This window comes from Methanocorpusculum sp. GPch4 (assembly GCF_012062385.1).
GTDB lineage: Archaea > Halobacteriota > Methanomicrobia > Methanomicrobiales > Methanocorpusculaceae > Methanocorpusculum > Methanocorpusculum parvum.
The window spans coordinates 1-16,100 of record NZ_SIJA01000068.1 but is presented as its reverse complement, the minus strand read 5'-3'; the positions used below and the strand labels follow the sequence as shown (position 1 = coordinate 16,100).

Annotated in this window: 15 protein-coding genes; 4 read left to right on the top strand and 11 right to left on the bottom strand. The window is 54.1% G+C overall.

Annotation, left to right across the window (positions count from 1 at the left end):
- Positions 1-65: 65 nt before the first annotated feature.
- Genes cobA through cfbA form a run of 9 tightly spaced genes read right to left on the bottom strand, consistent with a single transcriptional unit; the run spans position 66 to position 9,781 of the window.
- On the bottom strand, positions 66-1,700 hold the full coding sequence (gene cobA, locus EYA77_RS09950) for a uroporphyrinogen-III C-methyltransferase (RefSeq protein WP_306463691.1): 1,635 nt from the start codon (positions 1,698-1,700) through the stop codon (positions 66-68).
- Complete coding sequence (locus EYA77_RS05860; protein WP_167816176.1) at positions 1,693-2,931, bottom strand: glutamate-1-semialdehyde 2,1-aminomutase; 1,239 nt, start codon at positions 2,929-2,931, stop codon at positions 1,693-1,695. Before EYA77_RS05860 ends, cobA begins: the two co-directional genes overlap by 8 nt.
- A complete protein-coding gene (gene hemB, locus EYA77_RS05855) occupies positions 2,928-3,893 on the bottom strand; it encodes a porphobilinogen synthase (protein WP_167816175.1) in 966 nt (321 codons plus the stop codon). The genes EYA77_RS05860 and hemB overlap by 4 nt, the downstream gene beginning before the upstream one ends.
- Positions 3,872-5,146 (bottom strand): glutamyl-tRNA reductase, encoded by a 1,275-nt coding sequence (gene hemA, locus EYA77_RS05850; RefSeq protein ID WP_167816174.1) that lies wholly within the window; start codon positions 5,144-5,146, stop codon positions 3,872-3,874. The genes hemB and hemA overlap by 22 nt, the downstream gene beginning before the upstream one ends.
- A complete protein-coding gene (locus EYA77_RS05845; protein WP_167816173.1) occupies positions 5,143-5,757 on the bottom strand; it encodes a bifunctional precorrin-2 dehydrogenase/sirohydrochlorin ferrochelatase in 615 nt (204 codons plus the stop codon). Before EYA77_RS05845 ends, hemA begins: the two co-directional genes overlap by 4 nt.
- 1 nt (position 5,758) lies before the next feature.
- Positions 5,759-7,162 carry a Ni-sirohydrochlorin a,c-diamide synthase gene (gene cfbB, locus EYA77_RS05840; RefSeq protein ID WP_167816172.1) on the bottom strand — a complete coding sequence of 468 codons (1,404 nt, stop codon included), beginning with the start codon at positions 7,160-7,162 and terminating at the stop codon, positions 5,759-5,761.
- Positions 7,162-8,223, bottom strand: a complete 1,062-nt coding sequence (gene cfbD / locus EYA77_RS05835) for a Ni-sirohydrochlorin a,c-diamide reductive cyclase catalytic subunit (protein WP_167816171.1) — start codon at positions 8,221-8,223, stop codon at positions 7,162-7,164. The genes cfbB and cfbD overlap by 1 nt, the downstream gene beginning before the upstream one ends.
- A 2-nt stretch (positions 8,224-8,225) precedes the next feature.
- A complete protein-coding gene (cfbE, locus tag EYA77_RS05830) occupies positions 8,226-9,371 on the bottom strand; it encodes a coenzyme F430 synthase (protein ID WP_167816170.1) in 1,146 nt (381 codons plus the stop codon).
- Entirely contained in the window at positions 9,368-9,781 is a 414-nt protein-coding gene (gene cfbA / locus EYA77_RS05825) for a sirohydrochlorin nickelochelatase (RefSeq protein WP_042700839.1), read from the bottom strand. Before cfbA ends, cfbE begins: the two co-directional genes overlap by 4 nt.
- 139 nt (positions 9,782-9,920) lie before the next feature.
- Between cfbA and EYA77_RS05820 the strand changes: the two genes are divergently transcribed.
- Positions 9,921-10,295 (top strand): HEAT repeat domain-containing protein, encoded by a 375-nt coding sequence (locus EYA77_RS05820; RefSeq protein ID WP_167816169.1) that lies wholly within the window; start codon positions 9,921-9,923, stop codon positions 10,293-10,295.
- Positions 10,292-10,780, top strand: coding sequence for a tetratricopeptide repeat protein (locus EYA77_RS05815; RefSeq protein ID WP_167816168.1), 489 nt, complete (start codon positions 10,292-10,294; stop codon positions 10,778-10,780). The genes EYA77_RS05820 and EYA77_RS05815 overlap by 4 nt, the downstream gene beginning before the upstream one ends.
- A 5-nt stretch (positions 10,781-10,785) precedes the next feature.
- On the opposite strand, the gene EYA77_RS05810 is transcribed toward EYA77_RS05815, so the two are convergent.
- Together EYA77_RS05810 and EYA77_RS05805 are read right to left on the bottom strand one after the other, a co-directional pair.
- Positions 10,786-11,751: a replication factor C small subunit gene (locus EYA77_RS05810; RefSeq protein ID WP_042700834.1), complete on the bottom strand. Its 966-nt coding sequence runs from the start codon at positions 11,749-11,751 to the stop codon at positions 10,786-10,788.
- A 486-nt stretch (positions 11,752-12,237) separates the two neighbouring features.
- Positions 12,238-13,557, bottom strand: a complete 1,320-nt coding sequence (locus EYA77_RS05805) for an ATP-binding protein (RefSeq protein ID WP_167816167.1) — start codon at positions 13,555-13,557, stop codon at positions 12,238-12,240.
- A 906-nt stretch (positions 13,558-14,463) separates the two neighbouring features.
- On the opposite strand from EYA77_RS05805, the gene EYA77_RS05800 reads away from it, so the two are divergent.
- Positions 14,464-14,763, top strand: a complete 300-nt coding sequence (locus EYA77_RS05800; RefSeq protein WP_167816166.1) for a hypothetical protein — start codon at positions 14,464-14,466, stop codon at positions 14,761-14,763.
- A gap of 368 nt (positions 14,764-15,131) precedes the next feature.
- Positions 15,132-15,677: an NYN domain-containing protein gene (locus tag EYA77_RS05795; protein WP_167816165.1), complete on the top strand. Its 546-nt coding sequence runs from the start codon at positions 15,132-15,134 to the stop codon at positions 15,675-15,677.
- Positions 15,678-16,100 lie beyond the last annotated feature (423 nt).

Below are 16,100 nucleotides of genomic sequence, written 5' to 3'. Positions count from 1 at the left end.
TTTGCTCTCCGACTCGGGTCTTCGACCCTCGCTTGAATCGGATCGACCCAAACACAGCGTAACTCCTATTCCTTATACAGCCCGACCACTTCGCCGATCACGATGATCGCCGGAGGTTTCAGTCCAACACGAGCTCCGACCTCGCCGATATTCTCAAGCGTTGCGCAGGTCACCCGCTGATCAGGACGGAATCCCCGTTCGATCACCGCGATCTTCGTCTGCGGATCTCTCCCGTTTTCGATCAAGAGTTCCGCGATCCTGCCGAGATTTTTCACGCCCATGTAGATCACGATCGTCCCGGGACTTCCGGCCAGCCACTTCCAGTCGATCGACGAGACCTCCTTTTCCGGATTCTCATGGCCCGTGACAAAGGTCACCTGGCTTGCAAAATCCCGGTGGGTGACCGGGATCCCCACACATTCAGGAACCGCGATCCCGCTCGTGACCCCGGGGATCGCCTCGCAGGGGATGTTGTGCTCGCGGAGAACCTCCATCTCCTCGCCGCCGCGGCCGAACAAAAACGGATCTCCGCCCTTCAGCCGGACGATGATCCCTCCTGCCTGGGCTTTTTCGACGAGCAGCTTCTCGATATCCTCCTGCTTCATCGTGTGATGACCGCCGTATTTTCCGACATCGATCTTCTCTGCACGTTCCGGCAGAGAGGCGATGATCTCGTCACCCGGCAGCTGATCATACATGATCACATCCGCGGAATCGATCACCTCGCGGGCACGGAACGTCAGAAGACCAAGGCCCCCCGGACCTGACCCGACGAGATACACCTTCCCGGGTTTTTTTGCCTCTCCGGCAGATTCGCCGAGAGCAAGCTTCGCCTCGGCGATCAGTTCGGCGGCAACGGTCCGGAGTTTGATCCCGGCTATTTTCGCTCCCTCAAGATCGATCACATCCGCCGTGATCCGCTCGGCACGGGTCCCGTCAAGTGAAAGGACCTCGGCCGTGAGATGCTGGTTCTCGCAGAAGATCCCCATCGGCGTGAAACATCCGCCGCCGACCTCTTCCATCACGATCCGCTCGATCGCGCAGTCCAGAGCCGACTGATGATCGTTCAGCGGGGCAAATGCTGCCCGAAGTTCAGGGGTATCGCGGCTGACGACCGCGACCGTCCCCTGATTTGCCGCCGGAACGAACATCTCGACCGGCATCCTGATCCCGTTTCGCTTATAATCGAGCCGCTTAAGGCCCGCCTCAGCGACCACGATCCCGTCATACAGCCCGTCGTCCAGTTTTGCAAGCCGCGTATCCAGATTTCCCCGCAGCATCTCGACCCGGATCCCTGAGCAGTTGGCATAATATCTGAGGAGCTGGGCTTTTCTGCGCAGACTCGAGGTCCCGATCACCAGCAGATCCTCCATCGTCCCGTTCATCACCAGATAATCATACGGCGGATCACGTTTCAAAACGGCGACCGTGAGAAGACCTTTGGGCCGCTCGGCGGGGATGTCCTTCATACTGTGGACAGCGCAGTCGATCTCGCCGCGGAGGATCGCATTGTCCAGTTCCCGCACAAACATCCCGAACCCGCCGATCTGATGAAGACCGCGGTCGGTGATGTTGTCGCCGGTCGTTTTGATGATAACATACTCAGCTTCGATACCGTTCTCTGCAAGAAGACCGATGACCTTTTTCGTTTGGGCAAGAGCGAGTTTACTGCCCCTTGTGCCGATCCGTATTTTAGACATGCTGATATACCGAGATGATTTTTTCCATCGAGGATGCGTCGTGTGCAGTCGAGAGGAAGTTGGTCTCAAACTGCGAAGGCGGGATGAACACGCCGCTCTTGAGCGCATGCTCGAAGAAGACGCGGAAAGCGGCGGTGTCCGACTGCTTTGCCTCGAGATAGTTTCCTGGAGCCGTGCTTCTGAAGAAGTACTTGAAGAGTGATCCAAGTCTCACAAACGAGCCGGAAGCCTTCGCCGGCAGCGACTCTTCGATCGCCCTGGTCTTTTCGTCGAGTTTCCCGTAGAGGCTCTCATTTTCGTGGAGGTAGACATTTGTCGCGATTCCTGCCGCCATCGAAAGGGGATTTCCGTTGAAGGTTCCGGCATTGTAGACGCCGCCCGACGGGGAAATAAGTTCCATGATGTCCCGTCTGCCGCCGAACACGCCGATCGGGAGACCCCCGCCGGTGATCTTGCCAAGCGTGGTGAGGTCGGGTTTTATGCCGTATTTTTTCTGCGCTCCGCCGATACCGAGCCGGTATCCGGTGATGACCTCGTCGAAGATGAGAAGAACATCATGGGCCGCTGTGATCTCGCGGACCGCGGCAAGATAGCCGTCGTCCGGGAGGATCGGGCCGATGTTTCCCATCACCGGTTCGAGGATGAATGCGGCGATCTCTTTGTCCTTTGAAAGCAGCTCTTCGAGCGCTTCCGTGTCGTTATACGGAACCTGACGCGTCTGGGCCGCAAACGACGGGGGAACGCCGAGCGAGTCGGGCGTTCCGTGTGTGGTCGCCCCGCTTCCTGCGGCGATCAACACCGCGTCATGGGCTCCGTGGAACCCGCCTTCGAGCTTGACGATCCCGCATTTCCCGGTAAAGCCGCGGGCAAGCCGGATCGCGGCAAGCGTGGCCTCGAGACCGGTCGAAACGCATCTGAGCATCTCGATCGATGAATGATCGCGGATGATCCTTTGCGCAAGATCGATCTCGAGTTTTGTCGGCGTGCCGTAGAGCCACCCGGCGTCGAGCTGAGCCTCGATCGCCTTTTGGATCACAGGATTCGCGTGACCGAGAAGCAGGGGGCCGTATCCCATGCAGCAGTCAATAAGCGAAGCCCCGTCTTCTGTTTTGAGGACTGCTCCGCTCGCGGATTTCACATAAAACGGATAGGGTTTTATCGCACGCACCGGACTTGAGACCCCGCCCGGAAGGCAGGTCTTTGCTGTGGTAAATAACTCTTCACTTTTCATGGCAGCATCTCCGCGGCCTCTTTTGCAAAATAGGTGATGATCAAGTCGGCACCTGCACGTTTGATCGCAAGAAGCGACTCCATCATGATCTTCTTTTCATCGATCCAGCCGTTCATTCCGGCGGCTTTGATCATCGAATACTCGCCCGAGACCTGATAGGCCGCGACCGGCATATCCGTGGACTCCCGCACATCGCGGAGGATGTCGAGATAGAATCCTGCGGGTTTCACCATCAGGATATCCGCTCCCTCCACCTCATCCAGATAGGATTCGCGGATCGCTTCCCTGCGGTTTGCCGGGCTCATCTGATAACTTGTCCGGTCTCCAAACGAGAATCCCGAGTCGGCGGCTTCGCGGAACGGACCGTAAAGGGCGGACGCGAATTTGGTCGAGTAGGACATGACCGGGGTGTTTGAAAAACCCGCCTCGTCCAGGGCTTCGCGGATCGCGAGTACCTGCCCGTCCAGCATGCAGGACGGGGCGATCATATCTGCTCCGGCAGCCGCCTGACTGACCGCGATCTTCTCCATCAGGAGAAGGGAAGCGTCGTTGTCGAGCTCTTTTCCGCAGAGGATCCCGCAGTGTCCGTGCGAAGTATATTCGCATGCGCAGGTATCGGTGATGACTACGAGATCGGGAGCCGCGGCTTTGATCCGTCTGGTCGCTTCCTGAACGACGCCGTTTTCGGCAAATGCGCCCGCCGCTTCGGTGTCTTTGCATTTCGGGATCCCGAACAGAAGAACAGCGCGGATACCTGCGGCCTTCATCTCCTCTGCGACCTCTTCGGCACAGGAGAGGGGATAGCGGAACTGACCGGGCATGGAGGCGATCGGAACCGGCTTTACCGCGTTCTCGTCGAAAAAGAGCGGCATGATCAGTTCATCTTTTACGAGTCTCGTTTCCCTGAACATCGGCTGAAGGATATTCTGCCGGAGTCTTCTCATTCTGATCTGCGGATACATGATACTTCACCTGAAATTATTGCTTTGAGGAGATTTTCTGCGGTCTGTGTGTCGGTACATTCTGCGCTCGCCCGGATGCTTTTCGCCGCATCCTCGAGCAGTTTTTTCGTTAGAGCGCTTGTCAGGTCGTCGATCACCGATTCAAGATAGGGATCGGCATCCCTAAGGCGGGAAAGCGCTTTGTTCTTTTCACGCTGACGGATCTCCTCCGCCCACGTGTAGAGGCTCTTTGTCAGATCGCCGGAAGCCGCACGGTTGAAGGCCTTGATGAACTCGGGGAGAGCTGCTTTGGCAAGAACGTCCGCATGCTCGCACTCGGTTTTTCGTGCGGCGAGATTCTTTTCGGAGATGGTTTTCAGATCGTCGAGTGTTTTCAGCGAGACGCCGGGAACGTCCCGGCAGGCGTCGTCGATGTCCCGCGGCTGGGCGATGTCGATCAAAAGAAGATGCCTGGGCTCTGGATCGAGCGGCCAGAACCTCTCGTTCATCGTTTCGGCAAGTTCGTCCGCATGGATGATCAGGTGCGGGGCTCCCGTGCAGGAGATCACGACGTCTGAAAGAGCGATGCACGGATAGAGCTGATCGAGCCGCATCGCCCGGCCGCTGATCTCATTTGCGAGAAGGACAGCCCGGTCAAACGACCGGTTCGTGACATAGATCGCCCGGAGATTCTTTTCGCAGAGAGCACGGGCGACCAGGGTCCCCATCTCGCCGCCGCCGACGACGAGGATGTTTTTTCCGTCGAGATCGCCCATCAGCTCCTCGGCAAGGAGAACTGCGGCCGAGCCGATGGATACCGCCCCTTTGTTGATGGAGGTCTTCTGCCTAATCGACACGCCTTCCCGGATCGCGGTGTTCAGACAGACGTCGGTGATGACGTCATTTGTATTGTGCGACTCGGCAAGTAAAAGCGAACGCCGCATCTGTCCGAGGATCTGATCCTCGCCGATGATCATCGACTTCGTGCCGGCGGCAAGTTCCAGAAGATGCATGAGGGCGGCTTCGTTTTCGAGGATCTCGAACCCGAACCGGTTTTCCCCGTGCAGGAAGTCCCGCAGCTGCTTGGCACTCCCGTGTACCAGGATCTCGACCCTGTTGCAGGTCTCAAGAAGGACCGCTCCGGGAAAGATCCTGGCGGCTTTTTCAAAAAAGGCGGCTTCATCCTTGAACCTGAAAAGGCCGAGGACATCCTCGCGGTATTTGCTGTGATCTGCGGTCGCCACCGCGATTTCGGTAAGAAGTGTCCGGCTCATAGATATTTTTTACAGATTTCAGTCGACGGAACGCCTGATACGCAGGCATTCTGTATCTCCGCATCATCGATCACGGCCCGGAGGATCTCTGCCCGGCGTGCCTGATCGGGAACGATCGTTTTCAGCTCTTCACGGAGCGTGTTTTGCAGGAGGATCATATTGTCGAGCCACGGAAGATGCGCCTGCAGATAGGTCCTGATGAAGGCCGGGACGACAGGGGCCGCTTTTTCGGTCGTGACGGCGATCTGATACTCGGCCCCGGAAACAACGGACGGGATCCGGATGTTTCCCTCTCCGGTCGCATTGTTGTATAACTTTCCGGCTGCTTTTGCGATGGCACAGAGCCGCTTGTTCTCTTTTTCATCCGAAAGGGCGGCAATGACGATGTCGTGGCGGCCGATCAGTTTCTCGAGATCCTCGGGTTCCATATCCGAAATCGCGAGCTGCTTGATGGAGGCATTGGAAAAGGAGAAGATCTCGGGCGAAATATCTTCGGCAACGATGGTCATCCTCGCGGCCGACGTGAAATGGCGGGCTTTCCGGACTCCAACCTCACCCGCGCCGAACACGAGGACACGGGATTCTGACAGATCGAGGAACAGCGGGATCATACTATAACGTCTGCGGGGAATCCGCTTTAATGTACTGTTTTCCACGCTCTGCAGAGAAGATCTCCGCTAAGATGCCTTTCGCCGAGACAGGCATCAGATGAGTGTAGGAGCCGAGAGTATTGTTGAAAACAACACCGTCCTTTCCGTCGATTATGCCGGTCCCCCGCGAGAGCGTGTAGACAAACCGCGTGCCCGGATCCATAACAACCCCGCTGTAATGGAACTCGTGTCCCTTGAACGGATATGAGTTCCCGGACAGAACGGCGGATCCTTCCACATATCGAAGGGTCTTTCCGGCAGGCATCACGGTGTCGCCGGCAAAGACCCCGCACATCGGATAGACTGCGTCCTCGCTCCTTCCCAGCCAGCCTTTTTTCAGGGTGATCGACCGGGTGAGGTACATCAGACCGCCGCACTCCGCGTAGATCGGGACCCCCGCCTTTGCTTTTGCAAGGACCGCCTCCCGCATCGCGGTGTTTCTCGAAAGTTCCTCCGCGAACATTTCCGGGTAGCCTCCGCCGAAGATATACCCGTCGGCCTCCGGCAGGGTGTCATGGAGCGGGCTGAATTTTGTGACCTCACAGCCCTGACTCTGTAAAACTGCTTCCAGCTCGCCGTAGTAAAAGGTGAACGCCTCGTCAAAGGCGACCGCGATCCTTCGCGATGCCGCCGGCCGGGAGGCAAGCGATCCGGTGACCTGATTAGGCTCCGGCGTCACATCTTCCGCGAGGGCTTTGATCGCCTCGAGATCCACGTGGGCCCCGACATGCCGGATGATCCCTTCGATCGTTTTGGCAAAACCCTGGTCCCGCATCCCTTCCACGAACGGAACGAGACCGAGATGCCGCATGGAAAGATCCATCTCCGGGCTTCGCGGGACTGCGCCGAGAACGGGGATCCCGCAGTAATATTCTATCGCCTCGGTCGCCTTGGTCACGTGATGTCCGCCGCCGGTGTTATTGAGGATCACGCCTTTGATCCGGACTTCCGGGTCGAACGCCTGGAACCCCTTCACGAGAGCGGCCGCAGACCTGGTGATGCTTCGGGCATCGACCACGAGGATCGTCGGGAGGGAGAAGCGTTTCGCGATCGCCGCGGTACTGCCGACGTCGGTGAACGAGTCGCGGCCCTCGTAGAGCCCGCGGACCCCTTCGACGATCCCGATGTCGGCACTTTTCGCTCCGTAGGAGAAAAGACCGGCGAGCTCCTCATCGGTCTGGACGAAGGTGTCCAGATTGTAGGAAGGCCGGCCGGTGACGCCTGAAAGATAGGATGTGTCGATGTAGTCCATCGCGACCTTGTAGGTCTGGACGACCGCGTCCTTTGCAAGAAGGCCGGCAAGACCGAGCGTGATGCTGGTTTTTCCGGCGCCGGAACGGTCTCCCGAGATCAGAAGCGACTTCATCACATGCTCCGCAGAACGGCTCCAAACTCGCTTTCAACGATATTATGGACGCCAAGCGTTTTTGGATGGAGATCCACCTCGACCATGACATGGGCATGTCCCTGCTCTTTTAAGGGGAGGACCTGACGCGGCCCGTTCGTGACGGAAAATACCGTAATGCCTGCGAGGGCGGCGGGCGAAACTGCGTGCGGGACCCCGACGAGAAGAATGAACTCGGGTTTCACCTCCGCGATCCTTTCCGCGATCCGCGGGCCGTTTCCGCCGTACTCGTCCAGGGCTCCGATGAGTTCCGGATCGATCCCGCGGGCACGCAGCTCCGCAAGGATCATCGCGGCGTCTGCTCTTACCTTCGGCAGACCGCGGGCTTCGAGGTTTGCGACAAAGGTAACGTTCGCTTCCGGCGCACATTCATACACGGCGCAGAGATGGTCGGCGAACATATACGCCGTCTCCTTCTTTGCGTTCATGATCGCCATGCCTTTTTTCCCGGAACGAAGCAGCTCGGCGAGTTTTGCGGCGGCAACATGTTTCAGATCGCCGCGTGACGGGGCGATGTAGGTTTTGCAGGCAGCTCCCCGGTCCCGTTCGGTCTGGTTCGCGGAGGCAAGGACGCCTCTCTGCCGTTCGAGTTCCTCCTCGGAGATCCAGCCGGCTTTTGCCGCCGGCTCGAGCGCGGCGATGACCCCGGCGATGTTCTCGCGAAATCCTGCATGGATCGAGACCCCGATCGCGGGGGTCGTGATGCCGGATGCTTCGATCGCGGCATCGAGATCCTCGCCGATGATCATCGAAACACAGGTCCCGACAACGGCGATCCGGCGGGGAGAAAACTCCTTTTCCGCATACCGGAGAACATCTTCGAGGATGTTCTGCCCGCCGAAGATGAACTCCTCGTCCCCAAGCGAGGTCGTCAGAACGCGGATCCCGTCCTCCTCCAGGAGTCGGGCGTGTTTGAATGAACACCCGGACGGGCCGTGAAGGATCGCGAGATCGACATTCAGATCCCGAAGGGTGTAAAGGGCTGCAACAATGGAGCTTGGACGCGGCTGAACGTACCGCATTGTTATCTCCAGGTTTTTACGGCGAGAAGAACTGCCGCGTTGTGTTCTTTTGCAAGCGAAAGAGCCCGGACCCTGGCGTCCGCGAAGTTCAGACCTCCTGTTTTGCTCACGGCGATCGTCTGGACCGGGGAGATGTCTTCGATCGTCTGACGGATAGCGTCATCCAAAAATCCCTCACAGACGGCCTTATGTTCCTCCCCGATCACGAGAACGATCTCTTTGTTTGGAACAAGGTTCCTAAGGTAGGCGGCCGCGGCAAGGGTGGTCGCCTTTGTCGTTCCGCTGTTTGCGTTGTCGAGGAACGGCACGCCGTCTTCAATATAATACTGCATACGTCCTTCGATCGCGGCAAATCCCGCAAGCCTGCCGGGGTCCAGGCCGAGCAGAAGACCGGCGGCCGCGGCGCATTTGAGCGGCTCGCGGTATCCGGCGAGCGTAAGGAGCGGATTTCTGAACGATCCGCCGTTCCAGGAAAGGACATCGCCTTCGACGGATACGAGATCGTCGATGACATGCCAGCCGGCTTTCAGCGGAACACCCTTTGGGACGAGAACGGTTGTGCATTTTGCAAGCGACTCAAGTTTTGCGGCAAGGGCGCTCTTCTTTCCTGCGGCGATAGGATAATCGTCCGGGGATGTCAGAACGCCGAGTGTGCCGATCCCGGTAACGCCTGCGGAGACTTCGGCAACGAGCCATTCCGCATGATGCGTCTTCGCTCCTCCTGCGGCGAGAAGAACCGACGCGGGCGTGATGCTCTTTTTCCAAAGCATGGTCCCGTCCGGATACACATAGGTGCCGCGGCTCGTGTGAAGCACGCCTTTTGTCGTGAAAAGTGACGCGATCGCAAACGACACGGTGGTTTTTCCCCGTGCGCCGGTCACTTCGATGACCGTTTTCGGCAGAGGACCGGCGAGGCGGCGGGTCATTTCATGATGGGAGATGGCCGGGGTTTTTGTATTGAGGAGGGGATATGCCGGATCGAGATGGACCGGGGAGGTGATCAGATCATACTGCCGGGAAGCGGCCTCTTCGGGCGTGAGACCGACACCCCGGTAAACATCCAACGCGTCCACATCGTCGCCGTTTCGAAGAAGAGCTTCGGCAAGGATCGTTCCGCCGTGGATCGTGTCGAGAACGAGGACCTTCATGCATCCTCCGGAAGAGTGAGGGCATTGGCCGCATTCTTGAGCATCAGTTCTGCGAGCAGCGGATCAATCCCGATCGGCTCGGCATAGACGAGAGGGATCACGCGGCCGTCAGCAAGCGTGAAGGTCCCGCGTTTTTTTCCGGCTTCAAGCCCGAGGATCTTTGGGATGTCACGCAGGATATGGATCCCTTTTGCAAGGAAAAGCGGGACGACGATGAGGATCTCCAAATCCTCGCTTCGCATAAGATCCAGACCTTCGGCAACGGTCGGATTGCTGTATTCAAGAAAACAGGATCTGATCAGATAGTCACCGCCGTGCTCTTTCATCATCTCGGCGGTCGTTGTTATCAGCTCCTTGTTGTACTGGAGTCTGCTTCCATGACCGACCAGTAAGAGACCTTTCACACTCATACGTTTTGATAGGTTATTCACACACATAAATTAGTATGACTAAATGTTCGCAATCGTAATATTAAGTTTGGCAAGCCAAACTCATTCATATGATAAAAATCGAAAGTATGAAATATGATATGATTAGTACAATCTAACTATGACATCTGCACTATCGGCGTACCTCGCGCTTCTTCATTCGGCAAAGAAAGAGGAACGTCAGCTTGCCGCAGAAAACCTCGGGGCCCTGGGTCCGGCGGTCATCGACGCGATCCGCCCGCTTCTGACTGATCCCGAGTGGCGGCTTCGGTATCGTGCGGCCGAGATCATCGGATTCACTGCCGAGCCGGCGGGCGTCCCTCTCCTTACCCCGCTCCTTTGCGATGAAAAGGATCATGTCCGGTATATGGCGGTCAAGTCACTTGGACGCTGCGGAACCGGCGATCTTCTGCCGGTCGTCTCGCCGCTGCTGGATGATGAAAATCCGTTTGTCCGGCGGATCACTGCCGGGGTGCTTTCCGGCTGGAAGAAATGAGCCGCGGAGACGGGATGTTCAAAGAGGGTCTTGTGTTGTTTGCGGCCCGGGATTTTACCGGAGCGGCAGGGTGCTTTACGCACGCGCTGCAGGAAAGCCCGGAGAATGCGAACTATTATTATTACCGCGGGGTCTGTTTTCAGGAAACCGGCGCCAGAGATAAGGCGATAGCTGATTATACTTCTGCTCTCGTCCGCCAGCCTTCAGCCTGTCCTGTCAGATACAACCGTGCGGAGCTGTATCTGGAGATCGGCGATCTGGGGAAAGCAGAGGAGGATTTTGCCGAGATCCTCAGATCTGCAGAGCAAAAAGATCCCCACTGGTCTGCACTTGCCTACCTCGGCCGGGGTCTGATCCGGCTTGAGGAGGGGGAGGTGGAACTGGCGGTGAAGTATCTTTCGGCAGCAGAGGATCTGGCAAAAATGGATGGGGACAAACTGCTTCTTGCGAGGATCGGGGACGAGCTCGAGAGAAGCGGGTTTTAGATTTTTTAGTTCATTCCTGAACGGACGAACCGTGCAAGCAGGGCGTCCATCTGGATGTCGGCGTCGGCCCCTTCGCTCATGCGGAAGTCTGCTTCGCCGAGGTGGTCGATGAGATCGACTTTGAGCCGGCGGTCGAGGGTCTCGGAACGGGAGATCTCCCGGTAGAGCTGGTTTAGGAGTTCATTCGGCGCGATCCCCTTTTCATACATGAGGGTATGGAGCATCCTCTCCGCGGTCTCAAAGTCGCCTTCCAGACAGAGGGAAAGAAGAGCAGTGATCTCGTCGGGTTTTGCATTCGAGGTGATGGCGTAGATGTTTTCGGCGGTGACATGGTCCGAGACGATGGCGGCCCCCTGCAGGGCGTTGATCGCTTTTCTCATGTCTCCGAGCGATACGTAGGTGAGAGCGGCGCAGGCTCCTTCGTCGATGGTGATCCCTTCTTTTTCTGCGATGCGGGCCATTTCCTGACAGATCGCGTCATCGGTGAGGGGACGGAACCGGTAGATCGCACACCGGGACTGGATCGGGTCGATGATTTTCGATGAGTAGTTGCAGGAAAGGATGAACCGGCAGGTCTCGGCGTAGTTTTCCATGGTCCGGCGAAGGGCGGCCTGGGCATCCTGCGTCAAAGCGTCCGCTTCGTCTAAGAAGAGGATCTTGAATGTTGCTTCCCCGAGGGGAGCGGTCCGTGCGAACTGTTTGATCTGGTTTCTGACCACATCGATCCCGCGTTCATCGGAGGCGTTGAGTTCGCGGAAGTTCATGTTCCAGGTGTCGCCGAACATTTCGCGGGCCAAGGCAACGGCGCAGGTGGTTTTTCCGACGCCTGCCGATCCGGTGAAGAGGAGATGCGGAAGGGCCCGGGTCGCGACATAGGAGCGGAGCCGTTCGACGACGTCCTGCTGCCCGACGACTTCGGCGAGATTTTTGGGCCGGTATTTTTCTATCCAGATTTCGGGGGAGACATCCATAATGAATGATAGTTGGATGTTAGAACCAATTAATCATTCGACTGCGGGGTGAGCCGTCAGGCTCGCCCTTAGCGAAGCAAGTTCGAACGTAAGTGAGAACTTGCGATTGCGGGTTGGCGACGAAGTCGACGACCTCAGCAGAGCAAGTTCCTGAGCGAAGCGAAAGGGAGTTGCGAGTTGCGGGTTGGCCGCTGAAAGCGGCCGACCTCAGCTGAGGCGGATCGGCGGCGCAGCCGGCGATCTTAGCGAAGCAAGTTTTCGAAGGAAACTTGCGACCAAGTCGAGAGACTTGCGAGCGGCGGGCCGACCCGTAGGGGCGGCCTTAGCTGAGCAAGTTCGAACGTAAGTGAGAACTTGCGACTGCGGGGCGACGACTAAATCTTTTCGTATTAGTACAGTGTCCTGAATATATGGGGTTATTATCGGTGAAATGATCCTCCCTATTTTCGCCCGGATTTTGAAAAAAAGTATCCTGAATTGTCCATTTCACTGAACGAGATACGCATCGATATTCCAGAGGAGATACAGCGGCACATCCAAAACGACACCGCATGCATCCGTATGGATACCGGGTAGTTCAAGGCTTGCCCGTAATGCATATTTTGGCTTGTATCTTCTTCTATATTCTTTCAAACTCTTTGCCTGCGTATTTCGTGATGCTTTTGCCTCTATTGGGATCATCAGCATATCATCCTGAAAAACAAAATCGACTTCAGCCTTATTTCCGGATTTCCAGAAATACGGTGTGACGGATTTAGCTGCTATCAATTCAGTCAGAACAAAATTCTCTGTCAGTGCTCCCCGCATGAATGCGAACTGAGGATCCGGAGACATTAAAGCGACGGCAGGAAAATTACTCAAACGCCTCAGCAACCCTGCATCGCAGAAATATAATTTGAAATACGTCGTATCCGCAAATTTTGACAAGGGATAATCCGGAACGTCCACTTTCAGAACTTTATAAACCAACCCCGCATCGGCAAGCCACTGTAACGCATCTTCCAGATCGCGTGATTTGGCACCAGTTTTGACATGAGAAAAGATGAATTTTTTATTGTCTTTTGCAAGCTGGCCTGGTATCGAATCCCAGATGAGTGTTACCTTCGGATAGTCAGATTTTGGCACATGTCTGGCAAAATCTTTCTGGTACATCTCGAGAACAGCGTCAAGAATTCGTTCGACCTCCGAGATGTCACGCGTTGTAAGCCAGGTATTCACAACCTCCGGCATACCTCCGGTCATCAAATACTCACGATAAAGAGATTCCAGTTTTGGAAGAATCGATTTCGGGATATCTTCAATTTGCTTCTTTTTGAGCTCTTCATAAAGGTATGAATTCTCCGAGGCAAGCAGAAACTCCGGGAAAGATAACGGGCGTAATGTAAGGATGTCGACTTTACCGACCGGAAATGACTTACAGGCGGCAAGTGCGGTTCCTAGTAACGATCCGGCACACACCAGATGCAATGTTTTCAGGTCTTCACAAAAATATTTGAGCGAGGTGATCGCATTGGGACATGCCTGTATCTCATCGAATATCAGAAGAGTCACACCCGGCTCGATTTTTTTTCCGCGCTGAAAACCAAGCTCCTCTATGATCCTTTGAGGCTCGAGATCTTTTTCAAATATTGTGCAAAGGTCAGCTGACTTTTCAAAGTTAAAATACGCCGCGTCTTCAAAACAATCCTGACTGAACGTGTTGAGAAGCCATGTTTTCCCGCACTGACGAACGCCTTTTACTATGAGCGGTTTACGATCGGGATCATCCTTCCATTTTACAAGATCAGTATAGAGAAGCCTTTGCATCAATAATAATTACACACCATTTCAATATTAAGTTTGTGTAAGTTGCGCACTTTTTTGATATCACTTTGGTGAAAAATAAACACCTTTATTATACTACTTTGGGGCAACACAAGCAAGATTAGACGTCCTGTTAAAAAAGAAAGATGTGCTCACCCGCTCGCACGTCTCTCGACTTGGTCGCAAATTAAATATTTGGTCACAAGGCAAAGCCTTGCTCGCGTCCAACCCGTCCATCACACGAAAATAATAAAATAGGCTGGGTGGATATGCATGGGAGAAAGGAAAGGAGTTGGGATAAGTGCGGACACATGAGAAAGCCCACCGCGAATTCTCGCGTTCGCAAATCAAAGATTTGCTCTCCGCTTCGGGCTTCCAGCCCTCGCTTGAATCGCATTTTTCTTGCGCCTGCGTGCTCTGCTCCGGCTTATGCGTGCAAATCGGAGATTTGCGTGCCGCCTCAAACAGGCTTTGCCTGTTTGGGCTTCGCCTACGCAGGAATCGCACCCCGTCTGGAAAAGTCCACGAGCTGAAAGCTCGTGAGACGTCTCAAGAGCCTTTGGCTCTTGGACAAATGCTGGGGAAAAACCCGCGTGCGGGTTGTTCTGCTGTTACATTCAGTCGATTCTTCTATTTTCATATGGGGATTTCCCCAATATCCCAATCTCTTTTCTGATTTTGGGGTGCGGGGGAGTGACTGCGGGCTGCCCCGAAGGGGCGGCCTTAGCTGAGGCGGATCGGCGGCGCAGCCGGCGATCTTAGCGAAGCAAGTTTTCGAAGGAAACTTGCGGCCAAGTCGCTAGACTTGCGAGTCGGCGTGGAGCCCGACGCGGCGGGGAATCTTATTTTTTGATTCGGAAGAAGTCATTCTCTTTTTTTGCGAGAGTGTAAACCACCATAAAATTTCTGGTGTCTGATTTCGAAAATAATCTTGTTTCCTGCGGGATTTTGAGGAATGATAATCATGAAGAAGGGACTATTTATTGTAATATGGATGATATACCTGAAGAGCGGGGTCAGGAGCTGTATAACAAACTGAATTCAGAATATTTGATCGAGTGTGCAAAGAATAACCGGATACAGGAGTGGAATGCTGACTATCTAGAGTATCTTCAATTGGAATGGAACAGATTGTATCCTGAAAGGATAGGGGATCCGAAATATGTTGAGGTGTTGTTTTTCACTATCAGTTTAGAATATCCAATTTGAATTGGGAAGATGATAGTATAAAATAGAGAAAATGTATTCCACGCTCTCAGAACATGAGAAATTAATAATCATGTACCGAAAACATATAAAAATCAGTTATAAATACTTATCACCCCACACAGTCAGTTACATATCCGCCCTTGACCGAAATATCATACAGTAAAAATTTTCGACCATAATGAAACTCTCCCAAATTGTTTAATGATGACACATCCTATTCACCAACAACAATTGGAAAACAGCAGAGAAAATATCTACACCAAAAATCTTTTTATGTGGTAAATACAATTAGTATAATGTTATACTCGCTATTGTTCCTGAGGATACATTAGTGTCCTCATGGGATGATAGTTTTTAGGACTTTTCTTATGGTAGAACGTACTGCTGTTTTCATTGATGGAGGATACTTGGATTCTCTGCAAAAAAATGGATTCCGAGGAAAACTTGATTATAAAAAATTAGTGGAACATGCAGTTGGAACAGAGGGGAGGCTTCTTCGGGCATATTATTATGCATGTATGCCGTATCAATCTCAACCACCAACCAAAGAAGAGAACGAAAGATACTCAAAAAAAGATAAGTTCATCTCTAAAATTCGTAGATTTCCTAGGTTTGAGGTAAGGCTTGGAAAATTACAGAAAATATCTGATGACGAATTTCACCAGAAAAAAGTAGATATCCTGTTAGCAATTGAACTAGTCAGTCTTGCATGGAAGGGGTACATTGACAAAGCAGTAATTATCGCAGGAGATAGTGACTTTGTCCCCGCAATCCAGCAGGCAAAAGACGCAGGCGTCATTGTTTCTCTTTATTATATAAGTGGAGCCTGCAATAATGAACTTCTTGACTCAGTGGACGAACGTGTTGAGATTACTAAAGAGTTACACAGTGGTCTTTTGTTAGATTCATCATAAGTCACCTCCTATTTTGTTTTATGTATATCTGGACAAAGATACTACACAATAACTGTCAGTTGACACTATTTGAATAATCTAATTGGGAAAAATTTTCCAGTTTCACGTTAATCCAACGCCTTGCCAGTATCATTCACGATGAAGTAACTCACACAAGGCAAAGCCTCACTCAACTTAGGGCGAGCCTGCTCGCAAATCAGAGATTTACTCTCCGTTTCGGGCTTGCAGCCCACACTTGTTCGCAAACCTTCGGTTTACTCTCCGTTTCGGGCTTGCAGCCCACACTTGTTCGCAAACCTTCGGTTTACTCTCCGTTTCGGGCTTGCAGCCCTCACTTGTTCGCAAACCTTCGGTTTACTCTCCGTTTCGGGCTTGCAGCCCTCACTTGTTCGCAAACCTTCGGTTTACTCTCCGTTTCGGGCT